This is a genomic window from Serratia sarumanii (assembly GCF_029962605.1).
Taxonomy (GTDB): domain Bacteria; phylum Pseudomonadota; class Gammaproteobacteria; order Enterobacterales; family Enterobacteriaceae; genus Serratia; species Serratia sarumanii.
This window is the reverse complement of the sequence record NZ_CP124750.1, coordinates 588,350-608,658: the sequence shown is the minus strand read 5'-3', so window position 1 is coordinate 608,658 and position 20,309 is coordinate 588,350. Positions and strand designations below refer to the sequence as shown.

Below are 20,309 nucleotides of genomic sequence, written 5' to 3'. Positions count from 1 at the left end.
GCGGCTCAGTTGCTCCAGCCGCCGTCGATGATCTGCACCGTGCCGGTGGTGTACGAACTGGCGTCGGAGGCCAGATACAGCGCCAGTTGGGCGATTTCCTCGGTGGTGCCGATGCGCCCGATCGGCTGACGGGCGACGAACGCCTGATACACCTCTTGCTCGCTGCGCCCCTGCTCGCGCGCCTGCTCGGCAATGCGCTGGCGCAGCGACGGCGACTCCACCGTGCCGGGGCAGATGGCGTTGCAGCGGATGCCCTGCGTGACGTAGTCCGCCGCCACCGAGCGCGTCAGGCCGATCACCGCCGCCTTGCTGGCGCTGTAAGCGAAGCGGGTCGGCACCCCTTTCACGCTCGAGGCCACCGAGGACATGTTGATGATCGAGCCTTTGCCGCGCGCCAACATGCCCGGCAGGAAGGCGCGGATCATGCGGAACATCGCGGTAACGTTGAGATCGAGCGCGAACGCCCACTGATCTTCGCTGCAATCGAGGATCGATCCGCTGTGCACCACGCCGGCGCAGTTGAACAGCACGTCGATCGGGCCGATCGCTTCCGCCGCCGCCGCGATGGCGGCCGGATCGGTGACGTTCAGCGTCAGTGCTCGGATCCCGGCGCAGCCCTGCAGGCGCTCGAGGTTGATGTCGCTGGCGATCACCTCGGCACCGGCGGCGGCGAACAGCCTGGCGGTGGTAAAACCGATCCCTTGCCCGGCGGCGGTGATCAGTACGCGTTTCCCGGTTAAATCCATCTTGACTCCTCGGCCTAAAGGTCTAATGGTCAGGCCACTAAAGGCGGTTAAAGGTCAGGCCTCTAACATGACAAAAGACGCTTTACGCGTTATCGTTGGGGGAAGAAGTTAATAAAACAGCCTTGAAACCGCATTTCAATTAACCATTTTTTTACACTTGAATAACGATTACTCAAGCGCCTTGTCGCATAATTGTGCGCCAAATCACTGAACGCCGAATCGTCAAAGGTCAAAAATGCCGATTACCCGACTGGAAAACCCAAGAATTTACAGACAGATAGCAGACCAGCTCAAACGTCTGATCGAAAATAACGAATTTCCGCCGGGCAGCCGCCTGCCCTCGGAGCGCGATCTCGCCCAGCAGTTGCAGGTCAGCCGCGCGTCGGTGCGCGAAGCGCTGATCGCGCTGGAAGTGATCGGCCTGGTGGACGTCAAGGTCGGCAACGGGGTGATCGTGCGCTCGCAAACGCCGCTGGCGCCGTCGCAGGAGCCGGTGATGGCGCAGGCCGGCCGCAACCAGTGGGCGGAGATCGACGACGAACTGAATATCGAACTGGATTTCAACGCCGAGCTGCCGCCGTTTTCACTGCTGCAAACCCGCCTGTTGATCGAACCGGAGACCGCCGCGCTGGCCGCGCGCCACGCCACCGACGAAGAGCTGGCGGGCATCCGCGCCGCCTACGAGCAGAACTGCCGCGATAACCGCGCCGGCTCCGCCACTCACCCCGGCGATCGGCTGTTCCACATCCGCATCGCCCAGGCCAGCGGCAACCCGGCCTATGCGTTCATTATCGGCCACCTGCTCGGCCACCGTTACGGTAGCATGTTTCGCGTGCTGCAGCGCCACTATACGCCGGACGACATGCCGCACCGTTCCGAGCTGGAACACCGGGCGATCCTGGCGGCGATCGAAGCGCGCGACGTGCGCGGCGCCCGCAAGGCGATGAAGGCGCACCTCGATGAAGTGATCGCCATTTTCGCCCGCGCGCAGTAGGCCGCCAGCGGTCAAAAAATTTTATCGCCACCGCTCTTTTTTCTACATGCAGCCGGGGCCTGAGCGCATTACACTGGGCGACGAATAAGCCCTTTCCCCGCTGCATTGTTAAATGGATAACGACCGTTGAAGAACTCTGTCTCCGCTTTATTGCTGGCGCTGGGCCTGTGCGCCGCGCCGCTGGCCGCGCTGGCCGCCCCCCCGCAGCTGGCTTCGCAAATCGTCGACCAGTATGCCGAACATATTTTCTACAACAGCGGCGCCACCGGCATGGCGCTGGTGGTGATCGACGGCAATCAGGTGGTTAACCGCAGCTTTGGCGATACCAAACCCGGCAACAACCTGCGCCCGCGCCCGGATTCGCTGATCCGCATCGCTTCGATCACCAAGCTGATGACCAGCGAAGTGATGGTGAAAATGGCGGCGGCAGGCCAGGTCAAACTGACTGACCCGCTGCGCAAGTACGCCCCCAAAGGCGCCTATGTGCCGGCTTACAACGCCGGGCAGCCGATCACCCTGCTGAACCTGGCGACGCACACCAGCGCGCTGCCGCGCGAGCAGCCGGGCAAGAAGCCGCCGAAGACGCCGGTGTTCACCTGGCCGACCAAGGCCCAGCGCTGGCAGTGGCTGGCGCATGCCAACGTTACGGTGCCGCCGGGCGTACGCGCCGCCTACTCCAACCTGGCGTATGACCTGCTGGCCGACGCGCTGTCGCGCGCCGCAGGCAAGCCTTACAACGCGCTGCTGAAAGAGAAAATCACCGCGCCGCTCGGCATGGTCGACACCACGCTGACACCGAGCCCCGAACAGTGCTCGCGCCTGATGGTGGCGGCGGCCGGCCCGAGCGCCTGCCGCGACACCACCGCCGCGGCCGGCAGCGGCGGCGTCTACTCCACCCCGCGCGACATGCAGCGCTGGATGCAACAGTTCCTCTCCTCCAGCGCCAGCGGCCCGCGCAAAGCCACCGCCGCCAGCGAGCAAACCATGTACTTCCAGCGTCACGATCTGGTGTCGCTGAAGGGCATGGACGTGCCGGGGCAAGCGGATGCGCTAGGGTTGGGCTGGGTGTATATGGCGCCGAAGGACGGGCTGCCGGGCATCATTCAGAAGACCGGCGGCGGCGGCGGGTTCATTACCTACATGGCGATGATCCCGGCGAAAAACGTCGGGGTGTTCGTGGTGGTGACCCGCTCGGAACTGAGCAAGTTCACCAACATGAGCGATCCGGTCAACCGCCTGGTGAGCGATCTGGCGGCCAACAAGAGTTGATATGCGGGGCGCAGCGGGCTGCGCCCCAACGCCTCAGGCCGGCACCGCCATCGGGTGGATCACCGAATGGAAATTGCGCTTGAAGTAGATCAACCCGTTGCCGGCTTCGCTCAGTGCGATCTGCTTGATCTGCACCAGGTACATCTGGTGGGTGCCGATGCTCTGGATCTGCTCGATCTCCCCTTCCAGGCTGGCCAGGGTATTGCGCAGCACCGGCTGCCCCAGCGCACCGAGTTGCCACTCTTTCAGCCGGAAACGATCTTCCATGCTGACGCCGGTCATGCCGGCGAAGTGGCGCGCCATCAGCTCCTGCTCGTGGTTGAGTACGTTGACGCACAGCCTGCGGTTTTCCTGAAACACCGGGTTCATCGCGCTGTTGCGGTTGATGCACACCAGCAGCGTCGGCGGCGTATCGGTTACCGAGCACACCGCCGTGGCGGTGATGCCGCAGCGCCCCGCCGGGCCGTCGGTGGTGACGATATTCACCGCCGCCGACAGGCTGGCCATGGCGTCGCGAAAGCGCAGGCGCTGTTCATTTTCCTGAGACATACAACCTCCTCCTGAATTACTTCAGCAGATTATCCAACTGATTAATATCGTCATTGTTCCGCAGGTGCGGCACCTTCCAGCCGTGCTGATCGTAATCGGCCAGGCACTTGTCGACCATCTGCATCATGCGATCCATGTTGCCGGATCCCTGCGCGTGGCGCAGGCACTGCAGGCGGATCTCATCCTGGCTGCCGGCGTAGTTGATCTCATACAGCTCGTGACGGCCGCCGAATTCGCTGCCGATCGCATCCCACATCAGCTTGAGGATCTTGATGCGTTCGACGTGATCCATACCGTCCGATCCGCGCACGTAGCGCGCCAGGTACTTGTCGATCTCCGGGTTGTTCATGTCGCGCACGCTGGACGGCAGGTAGATCAGGCCGCTGGTGACGTTCTTCTCGATGATGTGTTTCACCTTGGTGTAGGCCATCGGCGCCATCACGCGGTAGGTTTGCAGCGCGGCGGAATCCGGCAGGTAGGCGCCGTTTTCCCATTTTGTGGCTTCGGCGCACATCGCGTCGCTCAGCGACCAGAACAGGTTGCGCCAGGCCACCACTTCGCCCAGATCGGCCTGCACGCCGCGGAACTCCAGCACGCCGGTGCACGAGAGGCTCTTTTGCAGCAGCGCGGTGATGAAGTCCATCTTCACCGCCAGGCGCACGCAGGCCTGCAGCGGGAACAGCCGAGCGAAACCGCCCTGGGTGCTCCAGCGCCGGCAGCGGTCGAAATCGCGGTAGATCAGCACGTTTTCCCACGGGATCAGCACATGATCCATAATCAGGATCGCGTCGTTCTCGTCGAAGCGGCTGGAGAGCGGGTAGTCGAACGGCGATCCGGTGGCGCCGGCCACCAGTTCGTAGGAGGCGCGCGAAATCAGCTTCACCCCTTCGGCGTCCATCGGCGCCACGAACATCAGCGCGAAGTCCGGGTTATCGCCCATCACCTGCGCCGAACCGAAGCCGATGAAGTTGTAGTGGGTCAACGCCGAGTTGGTGGCCACCACTTTGGCGCCGCTGACCACGATGCCGGCGTCGGTCTCTTTCTCCACCTGAATGTAAACGTCCTTCACCTCGTTGACCGGCTTGTGGCGGTCGATCGGCGGGTTGACGATGGCGTGGTTGAAATAGAGCCCGGTTTCCTGAATGCGTTTGTACCAGTGGCGCGCGTTGTCGGCGAACTGGCCGTAGAACTCCGGATAAGCGCCCAGCGCGCAGCCGAAGGCCGCCTTGTAGTCCGGCGTGCGCCCCATCCAGCCGTAGCTTTGACGCGACCAGTCGGCGATGGCATCGCGCTGCTGGCGCATCTCTTCCGGGCTGCGGGCGTAGCGGAAAAATTTGTGGGTATAGCCGCCGTTGCCGGTGTCGGTATTCCAGCACAGGCGATCCTGGCTGGCCGGATCGTGCAGCGCGTCATACAGCTGGCCGACAGACGCCGCCGCGTTGCGGAACGCCGGGTGGGTGGTGACGTCTTTCACGCGCTCGCCGTAAATGTAGATTTCGCGGCTGTCCTGCAAACTTTTCAGGTATTCGGCGCCGGTAAACGGGCGTTTGCTGTCGGCACGAAAGTCTTCTGGTTTCATCGGGTCTTCCTCGTCATCGGCATTTTTCAGGCCGTGGATCCGGCCATTTGTTAAAATAATGTTTTCTTTTGGTTGCTTAATTGAAGCTGCCAAAGCCGGTTTCGAGAAGAGACTTTTGCGGCAATCGCCGGTACTTTTCAGGTCAGTTTGCCGCTTTCGCGGCAAACTGTGATCGCGGTTACGAAAGGGCGTGTTGCGCCGCGCGGTAGGTCGAGGGGGAACAGCCTTCCAGCCGATTGAAAAAACGGGCGAAATAGGCCGGATCCTTGAAGCCGAGGCTGTAGGCGGTTTCATGCACCGTGCAGGCGCTGAACAGCAGCATGCGTTTGGCCTCGCGCAGCAGCCGATCGAAGATCAGCCGCTTGGGCGGCCGGTTGGCGAAGCGCCGGCACAGATCGTTGAGCCGCGATTCGGTCACTCCCAGCGCCTGCGCATACTCCGGCACCGGCAGGTGCTCGCGAAAACGCTCGTCCACCATCTTGTTGAACCGCTGAAACAGCTGCAGTTCGCCGCGCACGCCGCTGTTGGCGTTGTCTTCCAGCGCGGTGTTGCGCAGCAGCAGCGTGAACACCGCCTGCGCCAGCAGCGCCAGCGTCTGTTCGCGCCCGGCCAGGTTCTGGCCGAACTCGCGGCGGATCAGCGCCCAGTAGTGGCTGAGCGCCGTCAGCTCCTGCGGCGCATCGGCCAGCGACAGGCAGATGCCCGGCATGTCCAGCGCCAGGTTGCTGCCGGGATACAGGCGCTCCAGCAGCGGCCAAATCAGCTCCTGGCGCACCGTCAGCACATGGCCGTCGCTGTCCGGTTCGGTGAAGAACGCATGCGGCACCGACGGCGGCGTAAGGATGAACAGCGGCGCCTGCACCGAATAGTGCTGATCGTCGAGCTGCAGCTCTATCTTGCCGGTTTCCAGGAAATGCACCTGGAAGAAGCAGTCGTGCCAGTGCACCTGCATGTCACGGCCGAAGAATGCCGCCAGCCCGGCGAAGGTTTCGTAGTGCACCTCGTCGGCGGCGTAGCGCGCGTCATACTCTTTGCAAATATCGATGTTGGCGATAAAGCCGGTACTTTTCCGCACCTCATGACCTCCTGCAATCATGCCCACTTGCGCATCAAGGCGTCGCCCTCGGGCGCGAATCCTTCATCGGGATGCGCCACACCAGCACGGCGCCGACGATCAGCAGCGCCGAGACGAAATACAGCCCGGAGTTGAAGCTGCCGGTCAGATCCTTGAACCAGCCGATCAACAGCGGGCTGAGCGCCGATCCGATATTGCCGGTGGCGTTGATCACCGCGATCCCCACCGCGCGCGCTTCCAGGCTGATCGACTGATCCGGCGTGGTCCAGAAGATCGCCATGGCGGTAAAGGAGCCGACCGAGGCCATCACGATCCCCAGCAGCTGGATCAGGCTGTGATCGGTGGCAGACGCCAGCAGCCAGCCGGCGGCGGCGAACAGATACGGCAGCGCGGTGTGATGCTTGCGCTCCTGCAGCCTGTCGGATCGTTTGCTCCACCACACCATGCCGGCGATGGTGCAGATCTGCGGGATCGCCGCCAGAATGCCGATCGTCACGTTGCTGCTGCCCTGGTTGAAGCTTTGCAGGATCTGCGGCGTCCAGATGTTGATCGCGCTCAGGGTGTTGGTCAGGCAGAAATAGGCCAGCGTGTACATCAGCACGATCGGCGTGAAAATTTCGCGCCACAGGCTGCGTTGCTGCAGCGCGCGGTGGCTGCTCGGCCCGTTGGGCTGCACCAGCTGCAGCTTATCGGCCTCCATCATCGCCTGCAGGCTGGATTTTTCCTCGTCGGTCAGCCACTTGGCCTTGGCCGGCGTATCGTCGAGGTAAAACCACACCACCACGCCCAGCAGCACCGACGGAATGCCTTCCAGCAGAAACAGCCACTGCCAGCCCTTCAGGTTCATCACCCCGTCCAGCGCCAGGATATAGCCGGAGACCAGCGAGCCGATCGCCATGGTCACCGGCATGGCGATCATGAACAAGGCGTTGGCGCGGGCGCGGTAGAACGCCGGGAACCAGTAGGTGAGGTACACCAGAATGCCCGGCAGGAAACCGGCCTCGGTGATGCCGACGATCATGCGCAGCACGTACAGGCTGGTCGGCCCGGTGGCGAACATGGTGCAGGTGGAGGCGATGCCCCACAGCACCATGATGGTGGCGATCCAGCGCCGCGCGCCGACCCGGCTCAGCATCATGTTGCTCGGAATGCCGAAGATCACGTAGGTGACATAGAACAACGTCGCCGCCAGCCCGAACATGGTCGAGCTGAGGCCGAGATCTTTGCCCATCGTCAGCCCGGCGAAGCCGATGTTGATACGGTCGAGGAAAGAGAAAACAAACAACACGAACAGGAAAATGATCAGGCGCCGAAACAACTTTTTAATCACCGATTGCTCGGCGGCGGTTAACGCTTTATGTTGCTGCGCCGGGTTGGCCGGCGGCAGCGAATCGACGTGGTTCATGGTTCAGTAAACTCCCGATGAAGGCGCTTGCACCCCGCCCTGTTTGAACTCGTCAGCCAGGGCTTCCGCCGCCCGCGCCAGCAGGGTGGTGTCCACCCCCACCGCGACGAACAGCGCGCCGGCTTCCAGATAGCGCTGCGCCAGTGCCTTGTTGGCCATCAAAATGCCGGGCGCCTTGCCGGCGGCGCGGATGCGGGCAATCGCGTCGTCGATGGTGCGCTGCACCTCCGGGTGCTGCGGATTGCCGGCGAAGCCCATATCGGCGCTGAGATCCGCCGGGCCGATAAACACGCCGTCCACCCCTTCCACCTGCAAAATGGCGTCGAGGTTTTTTACCGCTTCGCGGGTTTCAATCTGCACCAGCACGCACATCTGCTCGTCGGCCTGCTGCAGGTAATCGGGCACCCGGTTCCAGCGCGAAGCGCGCGCCAGGGCGCTGCCGACGCCGCGCACGCCGTGCGGCGGATAGCGCGTGGCGCGCACCGCATCGCGCGCCTGTTCGGCGTTTTGAATCATCGGGATAAGCAAGGTTTGCGCGCCGACGTCCAGCAGTTGCTTGATGATCACCGCGTCGTTCCACGGCGGCCGCACCACCGGCCGGCTCGGGTAAGGCGCGACCGCCTGCAGCTGCCCCAGCACCGTCTGCACGTTGTTGGGCGCATGTTCGCCGTCGATCAGCAGCCAGTCGAAACCGGCGCCGGCCAGCAGCTCGGCGCTGTAGCTGCTGCACAGCCCGAGCCACAGCCCGATCTGCGGGCGTTTTTCCTGCAGCGCACGCTTGAAGTGGTTGGTTAACATCGCATTCTCCCTGACAAGCGGGCGTAGCGCATGGCTCCCCGCCCGGTTTATTGCGGCCCGGTTCGCCGAGCCTGCATTAGACAAAGCGGCAGCTGATGCAGCCCATCGGGCCGTAGTCGACGTGGAAGGTGTCGCCGCGCCGCGCCGGCACCGGCCGGGTGAAGGAGCCGCCGAGGATCACCTGCCCCGCTTCCAGCTCCACCTCATACGGCGCCAGCTTGTTGGCCAGCCAGGCCACGCCGTTGGCCGGGTGGTTGAGCACCGCCGCCGCCACGCCGGACTCTTCAATCACGCCGTTGCGGTACAGCAGCGCAGCTATCCAGCGCAGGTCCAGCGCATCCGGCTTGATCGGCCGCCCGCCCATTACCACCCCAGCGTTGGCGGCGTTGTCGGAGATGGTGTCGAACACCTTGCGCGGCCGCTGCGTCTCGGGATCGACGTTGTGGCTGCGCGCGTCGATGATCTCCAGCGCCGGAATGACGTAGTCGGTGGCGTTGTAGACGTCGAACAGCGTGCAGTTCGGCCCGCGCAGCGGCTTGGCCAGCACGAACGCCAGCTCCACCTCCACCCGCGGCACGATAAAGCGATCGATCGGAATGTCGCTGCCGTCGTTGAAGAACATGTCGTCCAGCAGCGCGCCGTAGTCCGGCTCAGTGATCTGCGAGCTCACCTGCATGGCGCGCGAGGTCAGGCCGATCTTGTGGCCCTTGAGCGTGCGCCCCTCGGCGATCTTCAGCTCCACCCACTGCCGCTGAATGGCGTAGGCGTCCTCGATGGTGATCTCGGGATGATCGAGCGACAGCGCGCGGATCTGTTCACGACTCTTTTCCGCCTGATGCAGGCGCTGTACGGCGCGGTTAACCTGCTCTTTATCCAGCATTTACGACCCCTTATTCACGCCTTGTTGAACAGCGCGTGGACATTGTTCTGTTTGTAATTCAGCACCGGATCCAGCTCTTCCATAGTGAAAGAGAGCGCCAGGTAACGCTGCGCCATCAGCGCGGCGAAGTGTTCCTTGATCAGCGCAAACAGCATCTCGCCCACCTGCTGCCGGCTTTCCAGACTGCGGCCGTGGCCGATCTTCAGCGTCATGTGCACGAAGGCGTAGTCCTGCTTGCCGTCGGCCATCTGCCAGGTGTCGAGCCAGATGGCGCGGCTGCGTACGCCGGCCAGCGGAAAGATGCCGGTCGCCGCCAGCGCCTCGTTGACCTTGGCGAACAGGGTGGGCAAATCCGCCTCGCGGCGGATGTTGTCGGTACATTCAGCGTAAAAATGGGGCATAGCGTTCTCCAGACGGCGCATAGGCGCGGGCGCAGCCCGCGCAGCGGCATTTACAGCGTATTGCCAAGTTTGAAACCTTTTTCCGTATCGCCCTCACGGGTGTAGGAAAAACCGTCTGCGCCGATGGTGACGGCCATTTCGCTGGGCGCGCTGCGCTCGATGACCGGCTGTGGCTGCCCATCGAGATCCAGCACCAGCGATCCTTCGGTATACCAGCTCGGCACCACCGGATTGCCCCACCAGTCGCGGCGCTGGTTGTCATGCACGTCCCAGGTCACGGTCGGGTTGTCCGGATCGCCGGTGTAGTAATCCTGCGTGTAGATCTCCACGCGGTGACCATCGGGATCGCGCAGGTAGAGGTAGAACGCGTTGGAGACGCCGTGACGGCCGGGGCCGCGTTCGATCAAATCGGATTTGCGCAGCGCGCCGAGCTTGTCGCAGATGGCCAAAATATTGTGCTTTTCATGGGTGGCGAAGGCGATGTGATGCATGCGCGGCCCGGCGCCGCCGGTCATCGCGGTATCGTGCACCGTCGCCTTGCGGCGCATCCAGGCGGCGTAAACCACGCCGTCTTCATCGCGGATGTCTTCCGTTACGCGAAAGCCCAGCCCCTGGATGTATTCCACGGCGCGCGGCACGTCAGGGGTGATTTGGTTAAAGTGATCGAGGCGCACCAGCGCGCCCGGCGTATACAGATCGTAGCGCCAGGCCAGACGCTCGACGTGCTGCACGTCGTAGAAAAACTCATACGGGAAGCCGAGCGGATCCTCGACCCGCACCGCATCGCCGATGCCTTTGGCGAACCCGTTCACCCGACGCTCGGTGCGACAGCCAAGCGCCTTGAAATACGCTTCGGCGCGATCGACGTCTTCCGGCGTGCGCACGCGGAAAGCAAACGCCGCAACGGCGGCGACCGGGCCTTCGCGCAGCACCAGGTTATGGTGAATGAACTCCTCCATCGAACGCAGGTAGAGGGTTTTGTCATCCTCGGCGGTCACGACCAGGCCGAGGATATCGACGTAAAATTCGCGTGCGGCTTTAAGGTTCGTGACCTGAATTTCCATGTAGGCACAGCGCACGACGTCGGGAGCAGGGACAGCATTAGTGGTAAGTTTTGTCGTCATTGTTCTCATCTCTTTCGTTATTATTGTGGCCCGAGGCTTAGACGCCCCATTTCGGGATCGGGTGGTCGCCCATGGAAATGCACACGTTCTTCATTTCGGCGAACACTTCGAAGCTGTATTCGCCGCCTTCGCGGCCGGTGCCGGAGGCTTTCACACCGCCGAACGGTTGGCGCAGATCGCGTACGTTTTGGGTGTTGACGAAAACCATGCCCGCTTCGATACCGCGGGCCAGGCGCAGAACCTTGCTCACATCCTGCGTCCAGATGTACGACGCCAGGCCGTATTCCACGTCGTTGGCCATGCGCAGGCCGTCTTCTTCCGACTTGAACGGCAGCAGGCAGGCCACCGGCCCGAAGATCTCTTCCTGCGCCACGCGCATCCGGTTGTCGACATCCGCCAGCACCGTCGGGCGCAGGAAGTTGCCGTGGCTCAAACCGGCAGGTTTGTCCGGACCGCCGGCCAACAGGGTCGCCCCTTCTTCCACCCCGAGGCGGATATAGCCGGAGACTTTTTCCCAGTGCTGCGGGCTGATCAGCGCCCCCACCTGGGTATTGGGATCTTGCGGATCGCCCACGCGCAGACGGTTGGCGCGCTCGGCGAAACGTTTGACGAATTCCGGGTAGATGCTCTCCTGAATGAAGATGCGCGAACCGGCGGTGCAGCGCTCGCCGTTGATCGAGAAGATGGTGAACAGCGCGGCGTCGAGCGCCCGCTCGATGTCGGCGTCTTCAAAGATCAGCACCGGCGACTTGCCGCCCAGTTCCATGGAGAATTTCTTCAGCCCGGCGCTTTCGATGATGCGGCGGCCGGTGGCGGTGCCGCCGGTGAAGGAGACCGCGCGCACGTCTTTATGGCGCACCAATGCGTCGCCGGCGGTGGCGCCGTAGCCCTGCACCACGTTCAGCACCCCGGCCGGAATGCCGGCCTCCAGCGCCAGCTCGCCCAGGCGATCGGCGGTCAGCGGCGACAGTTCGGACATCTTCAGCACCGCGGTGTTGCCCAGCGCCAGGCAAGGCGCGGTTTTCCAGGTGGCGGTCATGAACGGCACGTTCCACGGCGACACCAGCGCGCATACCCCCACCGGCTGCACCAGCGTGTAGTTGAGCATCTTGTCGTCCACCGGGTAGGTCTTGCCGTTCATCTGCTGGCACACCTCGGCGAAGAACTCGAAGTTGTGCGAGGCGCGCGGGATCAGCACGTTTTTGGTCTGGTGGATCGGCAGGCCGGTGTCGGCGGTTTCCAGTTCGGCGATCTGCGGCACGTTCTGGTCGATCAGCTCGCCCAGGCGACGCATCAGGCGCGCGCGCTCTTTCATCGGCGTGTTGGCCCACTTGGGAAACGCCTCTTTCGCCGCCGCCACCGCCTGGTCTATCTCCAGCTGGCCGCCGGAGGCCACTTCCGCCAGCACCTCGCCGTTCGCCGGGTTGGTGGTGGTGAAATACTCTTTGCTGGTGACATTCTTGCCGTTGATCCAATGGTTGATGGTTTTCATTAGCACTTCTCCTGCAACTTTTGGCGTGAAAGCCAAAAAAGGGACTGAGTAATTTTTAACCTAAAATCTCTTTGCATCTGTCCACATCTCTCTGTAATTTGTTACGCCATGAAACGTGCCTATAAGTTCCGGTTCTATCCCTCAACTGAGCAAATTCAACTTTTAGCTCATACATTTGGCTGCGTACGTTTCGTTTATAACTTCATCCTGAATTGGCGCACCGATGCCTTTCGTCAACGGAAAGAAAAAGTCAGTTATGCCCAAGCTAGCGCACGATTAACCATCCTCAAGAGAACACCTGAATTCGCTTGGTTAAATGACGTTTCATGCGTCCCACTCCAGCAATGCTTACGCCACCAACAGACTGCTTTTAAAAACTTCTTTGAAGGTCGAACTTCATATCCGGCCTTTAAATCTAAACGCCACAAGCAAGTCGCTGAGTTAACCGCCAGTGCTTTTAGGTATCGAGAAGGACATCTATACATAGCGAAAAGCAAAACGCCTCTGAACATCCGCTGGTCGCGTAAACTGCCGTCGTCCCCTTCGACAGTCACTGTGAGCAAGGACTCTGCAGGTCGATACTTCGTCAGCTGTCTATGCGAAGTCCAGCCGGAGCCATTACCTGTTACGTCATCAATAGTGGGAATAGATGTTGGTCTAACTCGTCTATTGGTCACGGACAGCGGATTTAAAGCTGACAACCCACGCAATACAGCCAAGAATGCCAAGCGGCTTGCATTGCTACAGCGCCGATTAAGCAGGAAACAACTGGGTTCAAAAAACCGCACTAAAGCTCGCCAAAAAGTTGCCCGGTTGCATGCAAAAATTGCGGATTGCCGCCTGGACAACCTGCATAAGTTGTCCCGCACACTCATTAACGAAAACCAAGTTGTGTGCGTCGAGTCGCTAAGCGTGAAAAACATGATGCGTAATCCACAGTTGGCAAAAAGCATTGCTGATGCAGGCTGGTCGGAACTCATCCGACAGCTCAGGTATAAAAGTGAGTGGGCTGGCCGTCGTCTCATCGCGGTCGACCCATTCTTCCCATCATCTAAGCGCTGTTCCTGCTGCGGATACACCATGCAAGTTTTACCCCTGAATATTCGCTTTTGGCTGTGCCCCAAATGTCAGAGTCACCATGACCGCGATATCAACGCGGCCCGAAATATCAAAGCTGCCGGGCTGACAGTGTTAGCCCATGGAGCGACGGTAAATCCTCAAGTCGCGTGATGCGGCCTTGGTTCGTTGCACTGAAATGGGAACCCTTGTTTCTTTGAAGCCAGGGAAGTCAACGCAGGCTCTCCTCGTAATCTTTTTCACTGATAATGTGGTTAACCAGACGGCCGATGCCCTCGATCTCCACCACCACTTCGTCGCCTGGCTGCACGTCGGCCAGCCCTTTCGGCGTGCCGGTGGCGATCATGTCGCCCGGCTGCAGCGTCATGAATTCACTCAGGTAGGCGACCAGGAACGGAATGTCGAAAATCATGTCGGCGGTGCTGCCGCGCTGGCGCAGCTCGCCGTTGACGTAGGTGCTGAGCGCCAGCCGGTGCGGATCGGCGACGTCGTCGCGATCGACGATGTACGGCCCGATCGGCGTCAGGGTGTCGCGGCTCTTCACCCGCAGATTCGGCCGGTAGTAGTTCTCCAGGTAATCGCGGATGGCGTAGTCGTTGCACAGGGTGTAACCCGCCACGTACTCCATGGCGTGCTCGCGGCTGACGTTGCGCGCGGTCTTGCCGATCACCGCCACCAGCTCGGCTTCGTAATGCATGTACTCCACGCCGGCCGGGCGCACCGACACCTGGCGGTGCCCGGTCAGGGTGTTCGGCGCCTTGAGGAACACCAGCGGTTCCTCCGGCGCCTTGAATTCCAGCTCGCTGGCGTGGTCGGCATAGTTCAGCCCGAGGGCGAACACCGTGCCCTGCGCCGGCGGCAGCCATTCCACTTCGCGCTCCTGCAGCACCTCGCCGTTCGGCAGCGTGACGCGCAGCTGGTCGTCCACCTGGACGTTGACGGCCTGGCCATGATGGCGAATACGGGCATGTTTCATGATGCGGCTCCTGCTTGGGTGACGCGGTTGGTCAGCGTGGGCAGGCCGGCGGCGCGCACCGTCACCTCATCCCCCGGTTTGATCTCCACCCGCTGGTGCGGGGTGCCGATCAGCACCGCATCGCCCGGCTGCAGGGTGATGAAATCGCTGATGGCGGCGATCAGCTCCGGCACCGAGCGCACCAGATCGGCGGTGGACCAGCGATCCTGCTCCACGCCGTTGATCTCGGTGACGATCTCCAGCCGATCGGCGGCCTCCAGCTGGCCGATCTCCCCCAGCGGGCAGAACCCGTCGCGGCATTTGGCCTTGATCGCCGGGCGATAGAAGCTGCTTTCCGGCAGGCTGACGTCGTTGGCCAACGCGTAGCCGGCCAGATAACGGCTCACCTGCTCAACCGGCACCTTGCGCGCGGTATCGCCGATGATCACCGCCAGCGTGCCGCCGCTCTGCACGGTTTCACCGGCCGGAAACGGGATCGCCCCGCCGTTGGCGAGGTGGGTGTTGCGCGGTTTGATAAACCACACCGGGGTTTTGGGCGGGGTCTGATACGGTGGCTGGTGAAACGCCTGATCCCAGGCGTCCAGTTGGCTGCGGTGGTTCAGCGCAACGGAAAATACGGTGCCTTTCATGCGAACTCCTCCAATGGCAAAACATGACAACCGGCGTTCATTAATATATTAATGATTACTTTTATACGCTGTGCAGCTTTTACGCAACGCGCTTGGAGTGATTTGTGATCGTGATAACAAAATATTCACAAATAACGAACATTAGCGTGATTATTCAACGTATTAATCATTTTTCTCGCCATTTTTCGCTGCGGCACGCATTTTTGCTTTATCCCTACGGGTAACTTTGGCTACTATTAAGTTATTAACAAAATCGGGCTTTGCGGGGCGGGCGCCCCCATAACGAGCGCCGTAACAACGAACACCTTGATAGCTAAGGCCAAACTTATGCATGAATCGTTAACCATCGCCCTGCTGCAGGCGCGTGAAACCGCCATGGGGTTCTTCCGCCCGATCCTGAAAAGCCACAATTTGACCGAACAGCAGTGGCGCATCATCCGCGTGCTGGCCAACAACCGCTCGATCGAATTCCACGAGCTGGCGGCGGAAACCTGCATCCTGCGCCCCAGCCTGACCGGCATTCTGTCGCGCATGGAGCGTGACAAGCTGATCTTCCGCCTCAAGCCGGTCAACGATCAGCGCAAGCTGTACGTGTCGCTGACCCAGCAGGGCCAGGATCTGTATGAAGTGGCGCGCCACCAGGTGGAACAGGGCTACGCCGAGATTGAAGCCGCTTTCTCGCGGCAGAAAATGGACCAGCTGATGACGCTGCTGGACGAGCTGATCACCCTGGGCGACAGCCTGCCCGCCAACGTCACCGCGCATCCCACTAAGAAGTGATTTAACCAACCGGAATTCTCAAATTAATTGGCGTTGCAGCAAACAACGCTGCAGCGTCAAGTAAGCAGAGAATTCGTTTCCGGCAACAGCGCGCCGCCGTCCACCACCAGCGTCTGGCCGGTGATGTAGGCCGCCGCCGGCGAAGCGAGAAACACCATCGCCGCGGCGATGTCTTCCGGTTCCCCCAGCCGCCCTAGCGGCACCGAGGCGGCGATCGCCTGATTCACCTGTGCGCCGCCCAGGTTGGCCATCGCCGGCGTGCGGATCATCCCCGGTTCCACGCCGTTGACGCGAATTTTCTCCGCCGCCAGCTCCAGCGCCGCCGCGCGAATAAACCCGTTCACCCCGGCCTTGGAGGCGGCGTAGTGCGCCAGCCCCGGGTAGGCTACCCGCGGGCCGGTCACCGACGAGGTCACCAGAAGGCAGCCGCCGCCCCGGCGGCGCATCCACGGCAGCGCCGCCTGCGCCAGAAAGAACGGCGCCATCAGATTGACGCTCAGCGTGCGTTGCAGCAGGGCCGCGTCGATGGCGGCGAACGGCGTCAGCGGAAAGTAAGCGGCGTTGTGGATCACCACGTCCAGCCGTTGATGCCGCTCACCTACCGCCGTCACCAGCTCGGCGATCTGCCCCGGTTCGGCCAGATCGCAGGCCAGCGCCTGCACGCTCAGCCCTTCGTCCCGCAGCGCCTGCGCCGCCGCCTGCGCCTGCGGCAGCTGCACGTCCGCGATCGTCACCTCGGCGCCCAACCGGGCAAAGGCGCTGACGATCGCCAGCCCAATGCCCTGCGCGCCGCCGGTCACCAGCACCGCCTGCCCCGCGAAGGCGTCGGCCGCATAGGTTGCGCTCATCGCCCTATCCTCGCGGGTGGCGCGTGGTGTTCAGCACCTGCGCATGGGCGCCGACCGCAAAGTTGCTCAGCGCGCTGAAATCGCTGCCCTGATAACCGAGGATCTTGCCGTCGGTGCGCATGCCCTGCAGATCGATCATCACCACGCCCAGCGTCGGGATGATCTTCTCGCGCCAGACGAACAGATAAAGCTGCTCCGCCACCTTCACGTAGTGGCAGCGATCGACGTCCGCCAGCCCTTTCTCCACCCCGTCCAGACACTGCCAGGCGTAGAAGTTATCGTTCAGGTAGATGTGCTCGTACCGCTCGGTCGGGCTGTAGGTGTACATATTGCGCATGCCGATCAGCTCATCGGTAAAGCCCGGCGGCGCCACGTCGGCGTCATCCAGCGTGCCGAAGCGGAACTCGGCCTCGACCGCGGTCAGCGGCAGCCCCTGTTCCACCCGGCTGAAGGCATCGAGCCGCGCCTGCGCTTCGTCCGGCAGTTGGCCGTATACCGCAGTGAAGTTGCCCTGATTGCGGTCGCATACCAGCGTAATGCTGGCGTTGGCGCGGGCGGGATCGAGAAAATCGATAAACAGCACGCCGGGGCGAATGCTGGTGGCGCGATAGGCGACGCCGCACCGTTCGCCCCACTCCAGCGTCTGCTCGTCGGTAAACCGGCAGCGCTGCGTCGCGCCGTCGCTAAAGCGCAGCGTCAGCGTGCTGCCCGCCAGCCCGTGCTGCCGTTCCAGCGTATTGCTGTGCGGCGCAAAGCCTTCCGCCAACGCGCCAACCTGAATGAATACCGCTTCTGAACTCATGGAAATGCTCCTTACAGGGAAGTGAAAGCCAGGGTCGGCACGTCAACGATGGTGGAGCCGCCGTCGGCCACCAGCGCCGCGCCGGTAATGATTGAAGCTTCGCTGGAACACAGGAAACGGCAGACGCGGGCGATCTCCTCGGCGCTGGCCGGGCGGCGCAGCGGCACGTCGCGGCAGACCATCTGGTAAGCCTGCTCCAGCGAAATCTGATGGGCGTCCATCAGCAGTTGCATCTCTTCGTCCGCCATCGGCGTGGTCACCCAGCCGGGGCACACCGCGTTGGCGCGCACGCCCAGCGGGCCATAGTCGCGGGCGATGGAGCGCATCAGCCCGATCAGCGCGTGCTTGGCGGTGACGTAGCCGCAGACCTCCGGCCCGGCGGCCAGCGAGGCGATCGACGCGACAAACAGCAGGTTGCCGCCGCTTTTAATCAGCTCCGGCAGGCAGGCGCGCGCGCTGGCGAAGGCGCTGTTGAGGTTGCTGTCCATCGCCCCTTGCCACTGCGCGTCGGTCATCTCGGTGATGCGCTTGAAGCCCATGCCGCCGGCGCTGCCGATCAGGCAGTCGATGCGCCCGGCTTCGCGCAGAATAGCCGGCAGCAGCGCATGGTTCCAGCTCTCGCCACTGGCGGCATCGCCCACCAGCGCCTGCGCGCCGATCTCTTGCGCCAGCGCCGCCAGCGGTTCCGGGCGGCGGCCGATGATGAACACCCGATCGCCCTGCGCCGCCAGCAGACGGGCGCAGGCGGCGCCGACGCCGGTGCCGCCGCCGGTAATCACAACCACTCTATTCATGATTCAGCTTCTCCATCAGTTGGCCGATCATCAGCAGGCTGCTCAACAGCAGCCGCCGCTGTTCGGCATCCAGCCGCAGGTAGCGGCGGCCGGCCGGCAAACGGCTGACTACCTCCGACGCGGCAAAATGCTCAATCTCCACCTGCCAACGCCCGTCGTTCACCGTCAGCCGCACGCGGCGAAAATCCAGCTGCGCCAGCGTCTCGCCGATCTGCGGGTAGCGCTGCAGGCCGTCCAGCACCCGCTGCGCGGCCGCGTGGCGCTGGCGCAGCAGATAACGCACCCCGCGCCGCCGCAGCCAGCCGCCGGTCACCACGTCCAGCGTCAGCGGGGGCTGCGCCGCGCACGCGCCCTGCAACCGAAAGCGGTGGCTGACGATATGCGCCATAAACAGCCCCTGGACCTGTTCGCCGATCTCGATCTGCAGCCCCTGCGGCAGCGTCAGCCGCAGCAGGCCCGGTGCCAGGCGTTCGCACGCATAGGGCTCCAGGTTGCGCGCCAGACGATCCAGCGCGGCGCCCGGCCGATAGCCCGACGGCGCTCGCCGCCAGGCGCGATTAAGTGAGGGAAGTAAGCCGATCAAACTGCGCCTCCTCGTTTTCACCTTTGGCGAACGCGTTCTCCAGCACCTGCTCGACCGGCACCGGCTTGAACGGATTCACTTTCTGCACGCACAGCGTCCAGAACAGCGCATAGGCGGCGGTCAGGCCGATCATCCAGCCAAAGGGAATGTAGATGTCGCTCGGGTTCATTCCCGGCGGCGTGATGTAAACGATGGCCAGCACGATGCCGACGCTGGAAACGATCTGCGGCAGCGGGAACCACGGCGATTTATAGGCGCGCGGCAGATCGGGGCGGCGTACGCGCAGGATCACCACCGAGCAGGTCACCAGCAGGTAGGCCACGCCCCAGGCGCACACCGCCGCCAGCACCAGCGGAATGATCCTGTCGAGGTTGCCCTGAATGGCGAAGGCGTGTACGCAGGGGATCAATACCGCCACCAGAATGCCGACCACCGGCGTTTTAAAGCGCGGGTGCAGATAGGCGAACATGCGCGGCAGCGCGCCGTCCAGCGCCATGCCGTACAGAATGCGCGGCACCGCCGCCATCAGCGTGTTGATGGTCGCGGCGCCGGCCAACAACAGGCCGACGCCGAGCCAGTATTTGCCGAACTGGCCCATTACCTGGCCGGCGAACGCCGGGATGGCCATCGGCGTTTCCAGCAGACGCGTGCCGCTGGCGGCGTCGATCACCACGTTTTCCACCTGGTGGCTGAGCGCCGCGCCATACAGCGCCATGCATACCGCCACGCCGCACAACCCCAGCGCCATCGCGCGCGGGATCACCCGATCGCAACGTTTGATCTCCGGCGCCATCGGCGTCACCAGCTCACAGCCGACGAACATGAACATCGCCATGCCGATCAGGCTGAACACCGCGAAGGGATCGTTCAGGCTCAGCGTGCTGCCGAACCAGCCCTCGAGCGGCACCGCATGCGGCGACAGCAGCCCGACGATGCCGAAAATCACCAGCGTGCTCCACATGGCGAAGGTCAGCACGATCTCCGCCTTGCCGAAGGCCTCGATGCCGAACGCGTTGAGCAGGCCGAACACGATGACCAGCCCGACGCCGACCATCCAGGAGGCGTTGTGGCTTTCCATCAGGGTGTTGAGGTGCTCGAAGTTCACCAGCGCCATGATGCCGGAGAGAATGGTCTCGGCAGTGCCAGCGAAGATGTGCACGATCAGGTAGGCCGACAGCGCGCCGGTGATGGCGAAAAAGCGCCCCATGCCGCAGGAGATGTAGTCGTAAACCGAACCGGAGGTCGGCAGCAGCGCCGCCGCTTCGGAGAAGGTGGTGAGCTGCGCCTGCATCATGATGAAGGCGATCAGCATCGCCAGCGCGAAGGTGTCGCCGCCGATGCCGAAGCCGCTGGTGACCGTCAGGATCACCGGGCTGGCCATGATCACCCCGACCGAACTGGCCAGGGTGGTGGGAAAGCCGACCTTGCCTCGAGCCAGGTGGGCGTGCAACCGCGACGACAGGTTCATGGTTATTTCCTCTTATAGTTTTGGCCTGATGCATGCAGGT

The 20,309-nt window shown here is 62.6% G+C and carries 21 protein-coding genes; 4 read left to right on the top strand and 17 right to left on the bottom strand.

Annotated elements, in window-relative coordinates; all coding sequences use genetic code 11:
- Window positions 1-5 precede the first annotated feature (5 nt).
- Window positions 6-746 carry an SDR family oxidoreductase gene (locus SSARUM_RS02805; RefSeq protein ID WP_049194555.1) on the bottom strand — a complete coding sequence of 247 codons (741 nt, stop codon included), beginning with the start codon at window positions 744-746 and terminating at the stop codon, window positions 6-8.
- 235 nt (window positions 747-981) lie between these two features.
- Between SSARUM_RS02805 and SSARUM_RS02800 the strand changes: the two genes are divergently transcribed.
- Both SSARUM_RS02800 and ampH read left to right on the top strand, forming a co-directional pair.
- Entirely contained in the window at window positions 982-1,740 is a 759-nt protein-coding gene (locus SSARUM_RS02800; RefSeq protein ID WP_033636991.1) for a FadR/GntR family transcriptional regulator, read from the top strand.
- Between the two features lie 126 nt (window positions 1,741-1,866).
- Window positions 1,867-3,009: a D-alanyl-D-alanine-carboxypeptidase/endopeptidase AmpH gene (gene ampH / locus SSARUM_RS02795; protein WP_047569437.1), complete on the top strand. Its 1,143-nt coding sequence runs from the start codon at window positions 1,867-1,869 to the stop codon at window positions 3,007-3,009.
- Window positions 3,010-3,042: 33 nt separating this feature from the next.
- On the opposite strand, the gene hpaC is transcribed toward ampH, so the two are convergent.
- From hpaC to hpaE, 9 genes are all read right to left on the bottom strand, one after another.
- Entirely contained in the window at window positions 3,043-3,558 is a 516-nt protein-coding gene (hpaC, locus tag SSARUM_RS02790; protein WP_033648527.1) for a 4-hydroxyphenylacetate 3-monooxygenase, reductase component, read from the bottom strand.
- A 16-nt stretch (window positions 3,559-3,574) separates the two neighbouring features.
- The gene (gene hpaB, locus SSARUM_RS02785; RefSeq protein WP_033636988.1) at window positions 3,575-5,137 is read right to left on the bottom strand and encodes a 4-hydroxyphenylacetate 3-monooxygenase, oxygenase component; all 1,563 of its coding nucleotides are present in this window, start codon (window positions 5,135-5,137) and stop codon (window positions 3,575-3,577) included.
- A gap of 178 nt (window positions 5,138-5,315) precedes the next feature.
- A complete protein-coding gene (gene hpaA, locus SSARUM_RS02780) occupies window positions 5,316-6,212 on the bottom strand; it encodes a 4-hydroxyphenylacetate catabolism regulatory protein HpaA (protein ID WP_033636987.1) in 897 nt (298 codons plus the stop codon).
- A gap of 34 nt (window positions 6,213-6,246) precedes the next feature.
- Window positions 6,247-7,617, bottom strand: a complete 1,371-nt coding sequence (gene hpaX, locus SSARUM_RS02775; RefSeq protein ID WP_033636986.1) for a 4-hydroxyphenylacetate permease — start codon at window positions 7,615-7,617, stop codon at window positions 6,247-6,249.
- 3 nt (window positions 7,618-7,620) lie between these two features.
- Complete coding sequence (hpaI, locus tag SSARUM_RS02770; RefSeq protein ID WP_033636985.1) at window positions 7,621-8,415, bottom strand: 4-hydroxy-2-oxoheptanedioate aldolase; 795 nt, start codon at window positions 8,413-8,415, stop codon at window positions 7,621-7,623.
- A gap of 76 nt (window positions 8,416-8,491) precedes the next feature.
- Window positions 8,492-9,295 (bottom strand): 2-oxo-hept-4-ene-1,7-dioate hydratase, encoded by an 804-nt coding sequence (hpaH, locus tag SSARUM_RS02765; protein WP_033636984.1) that lies wholly within the window; start codon window positions 9,293-9,295, stop codon window positions 8,492-8,494.
- A gap of 14 nt (window positions 9,296-9,309) precedes the next feature.
- The gene (locus SSARUM_RS02760) at window positions 9,310-9,696 is read right to left on the bottom strand and encodes a 5-carboxymethyl-2-hydroxymuconate Delta-isomerase (RefSeq protein ID WP_004933172.1); all 387 of its coding nucleotides are present in this window, start codon (window positions 9,694-9,696) and stop codon (window positions 9,310-9,312) included.
- Between the two features lie 50 nt (window positions 9,697-9,746).
- Window positions 9,747-10,820 (bottom strand): 3,4-dihydroxyphenylacetate 2,3-dioxygenase, encoded by a 1,074-nt coding sequence (hpaD, locus tag SSARUM_RS02755; RefSeq protein WP_004933173.1) that lies wholly within the window; start codon window positions 10,818-10,820, stop codon window positions 9,747-9,749.
- 37 nt (window positions 10,821-10,857) lie between these two features.
- Window positions 10,858-12,312 carry a 5-carboxymethyl-2-hydroxymuconate semialdehyde dehydrogenase gene (hpaE, locus tag SSARUM_RS02750; RefSeq protein ID WP_039567503.1) on the bottom strand — a complete coding sequence of 485 codons (1,455 nt, stop codon included), beginning with the start codon at window positions 12,310-12,312 and terminating at the stop codon, window positions 10,858-10,860.
- Window positions 12,313-12,420: 108 nt separating this feature from the next.
- Between hpaE and SSARUM_RS02745 the strand changes: the two genes are divergently transcribed.
- On the top strand, window positions 12,421-13,542 hold the full coding sequence (locus tag SSARUM_RS02745; RefSeq protein WP_072264931.1) for an RNA-guided endonuclease InsQ/TnpB family protein: 1,122 nt from the start codon (window positions 12,421-12,423) through the stop codon (window positions 13,540-13,542).
- A 58-nt stretch (window positions 13,543-13,600) separates the two neighbouring features.
- Here the strand turns inward: SSARUM_RS02745 and SSARUM_RS02740 are convergent, their stop codons facing one another.
- Both SSARUM_RS02740 and SSARUM_RS02735 read right to left on the bottom strand, forming a co-directional pair.
- Window positions 13,601-14,365: a fumarylacetoacetate hydrolase family protein gene (locus SSARUM_RS02740; RefSeq protein WP_033648528.1), complete on the bottom strand. Its 765-nt coding sequence runs from the start codon at window positions 14,363-14,365 to the stop codon at window positions 13,601-13,603.
- Window positions 14,362-14,994: a fumarylacetoacetate hydrolase family protein gene (locus tag SSARUM_RS02735; RefSeq protein ID WP_033636979.1), complete on the bottom strand. Its 633-nt coding sequence runs from the start codon at window positions 14,992-14,994 to the stop codon at window positions 14,362-14,364. Before SSARUM_RS02735 ends, SSARUM_RS02740 begins: the two co-directional genes overlap by 4 nt.
- Window positions 14,995-15,321: 327 nt before the next feature.
- On the opposite strand from SSARUM_RS02735, the gene hpaR reads away from it, so the two are divergent.
- The gene (gene hpaR / locus SSARUM_RS02730) at window positions 15,322-15,774 is read left to right on the top strand and encodes a homoprotocatechuate degradation operon regulator HpaR (protein ID WP_033652850.1); all 453 of its coding nucleotides are present in this window, start codon (window positions 15,322-15,324) and stop codon (window positions 15,772-15,774) included.
- Window positions 15,775-15,830: 56 nt separating this feature from the next.
- Here hpaR and SSARUM_RS02725 read toward each other — a convergent pair whose 3' ends face one another.
- Genes SSARUM_RS02725 through SSARUM_RS02705 form a run of 5 tightly spaced genes read right to left on the bottom strand, consistent with a single transcriptional unit; the run spans window position 15,831 to window position 20,269 of the window.
- Window positions 15,831-16,622, bottom strand: a complete 792-nt coding sequence (locus tag SSARUM_RS02725) for an SDR family oxidoreductase (RefSeq protein WP_060430861.1) — start codon at window positions 16,620-16,622, stop codon at window positions 15,831-15,833.
- Window positions 16,623-16,626: 4 nt separating this feature from the next.
- Window positions 16,627-17,424 carry a molybdenum cofactor biosynthesis F family protein gene (locus SSARUM_RS02720; RefSeq protein WP_060430860.1) on the bottom strand — a complete coding sequence of 266 codons (798 nt, stop codon included), beginning with the start codon at window positions 17,422-17,424 and terminating at the stop codon, window positions 16,627-16,629.
- A gap of 11 nt (window positions 17,425-17,435) precedes the next feature.
- Window positions 17,436-18,218, bottom strand: a complete 783-nt coding sequence (locus tag SSARUM_RS02715) for an SDR family NAD(P)-dependent oxidoreductase (RefSeq protein ID WP_033648535.1) — start codon at window positions 18,216-18,218, stop codon at window positions 17,436-17,438.
- A complete protein-coding gene (locus SSARUM_RS02710; protein ID WP_060430859.1) occupies window positions 18,211-18,801 on the bottom strand; it encodes a DUF3156 family protein in 591 nt (196 codons plus the stop codon). The genes SSARUM_RS02715 and SSARUM_RS02710 overlap by 8 nt, the downstream gene beginning before the upstream one ends.
- Window positions 18,776-20,269 carry an APC family permease gene (locus tag SSARUM_RS02705; protein WP_033648536.1) on the bottom strand — a complete coding sequence of 498 codons (1,494 nt, stop codon included), beginning with the start codon at window positions 20,267-20,269 and terminating at the stop codon, window positions 18,776-18,778. Before SSARUM_RS02705 ends, SSARUM_RS02710 begins: the two co-directional genes overlap by 26 nt.
- Between the last annotated feature and the right edge of the window lie 40 nt (window positions 20,270-20,309).

Bases quoted from the DNA above. Each gene is read 5' to 3' on its own strand.
- hpaX (WP_033636986.1), bottom strand. From the start codon at position 7,617: ATGAACCACGTCGATTCGCTGCCGCCGGCCAACCCGGCGCAGCAACAT.
- hpaE (WP_039567503.1), bottom strand. From the start codon at position 12,312: ATGAAAACCATCAACCATTGGATCAACGGCAAGAATGTCACCAGCAAA.
- SSARUM_RS02735 (WP_033636979.1), bottom strand. From the start codon at position 14,994: ATGAAAGGCACCGTATTTTCCGTTGCGCTGAACCACCGCAGCCAACTG.
- SSARUM_RS02745 (WP_072264931.1), top strand. From the start codon at position 12,421: ATGAAACGTGCCTATAAGTTCCGGTTCTATCCCTCAACTGAGCAAATT.
- SSARUM_RS02720 (WP_060430860.1), bottom strand. From the start codon at position 17,424: ATGAGTTCAGAAGCGGTATTCATTCAGGTTGGCGCGTTGGCGGAAGGC.
- SSARUM_RS02805 (WP_049194555.1), bottom strand. From the start codon at position 746: ATGGATTTAACCGGGAAACGCGTACTGATCACCGCCGCCGGGCAAGGG.
- SSARUM_RS02800 (WP_033636991.1), top strand. From the start codon at position 982: ATGCCGATTACCCGACTGGAAAACCCAAGAATTTACAGACAGATAGCA.
- hpaD (WP_004933173.1), bottom strand. From the start codon at position 10,820: ATGACGACAAAACTTACCACTAATGCTGTCCCTGCTCCCGACGTCGTG.
- hpaR (WP_033652850.1), top strand. From the start codon at position 15,322: ATGCATGAATCGTTAACCATCGCCCTGCTGCAGGCGCGTGAAACCGCC.
- hpaI (WP_033636985.1), bottom strand. From the start codon at position 8,415: ATGTTAACCAACCACTTCAAGCGTGCGCTGCAGGAAAAACGCCCGCAG.
- SSARUM_RS02760 (WP_004933172.1), bottom strand. From the start codon at position 9,696: ATGCCCCATTTTTACGCTGAATGTACCGACAACATCCGCCGCGAGGCG.
- hpaB (WP_033636988.1), bottom strand. From the start codon at position 5,137: ATGAAACCAGAAGACTTTCGTGCCGACAGCAAACGCCCGTTTACCGGC.
- SSARUM_RS02705 (WP_033648536.1), bottom strand. From the start codon at position 20,269: ATGAACCTGTCGTCGCGGTTGCACGCCCACCTGGCTCGAGGCAAGGTC.
- hpaC (WP_033648527.1), bottom strand. From the start codon at position 3,558: ATGTCTCAGGAAAATGAACAGCGCCTGCGCTTTCGCGACGCCATGGCC.
- hpaH (WP_033636984.1), bottom strand. From the start codon at position 9,295: ATGCTGGATAAAGAGCAGGTTAACCGCGCCGTACAGCGCCTGCATCAG.
- SSARUM_RS02740 (WP_033648528.1), bottom strand. From the start codon at position 14,365: ATGAAACATGCCCGTATTCGCCATCATGGCCAGGCCGTCAACGTCCAG.
- SSARUM_RS02725 (WP_060430861.1), bottom strand. From the start codon at position 16,622: ATGAGCGCAACCTATGCGGCCGACGCCTTCGCGGGGCAGGCGGTGCTG.
- SSARUM_RS02715 (WP_033648535.1), bottom strand. From the start codon at position 18,218: ATGAATAGAGTGGTTGTGATTACCGGCGGCGGCACCGGCGTCGGCGCC.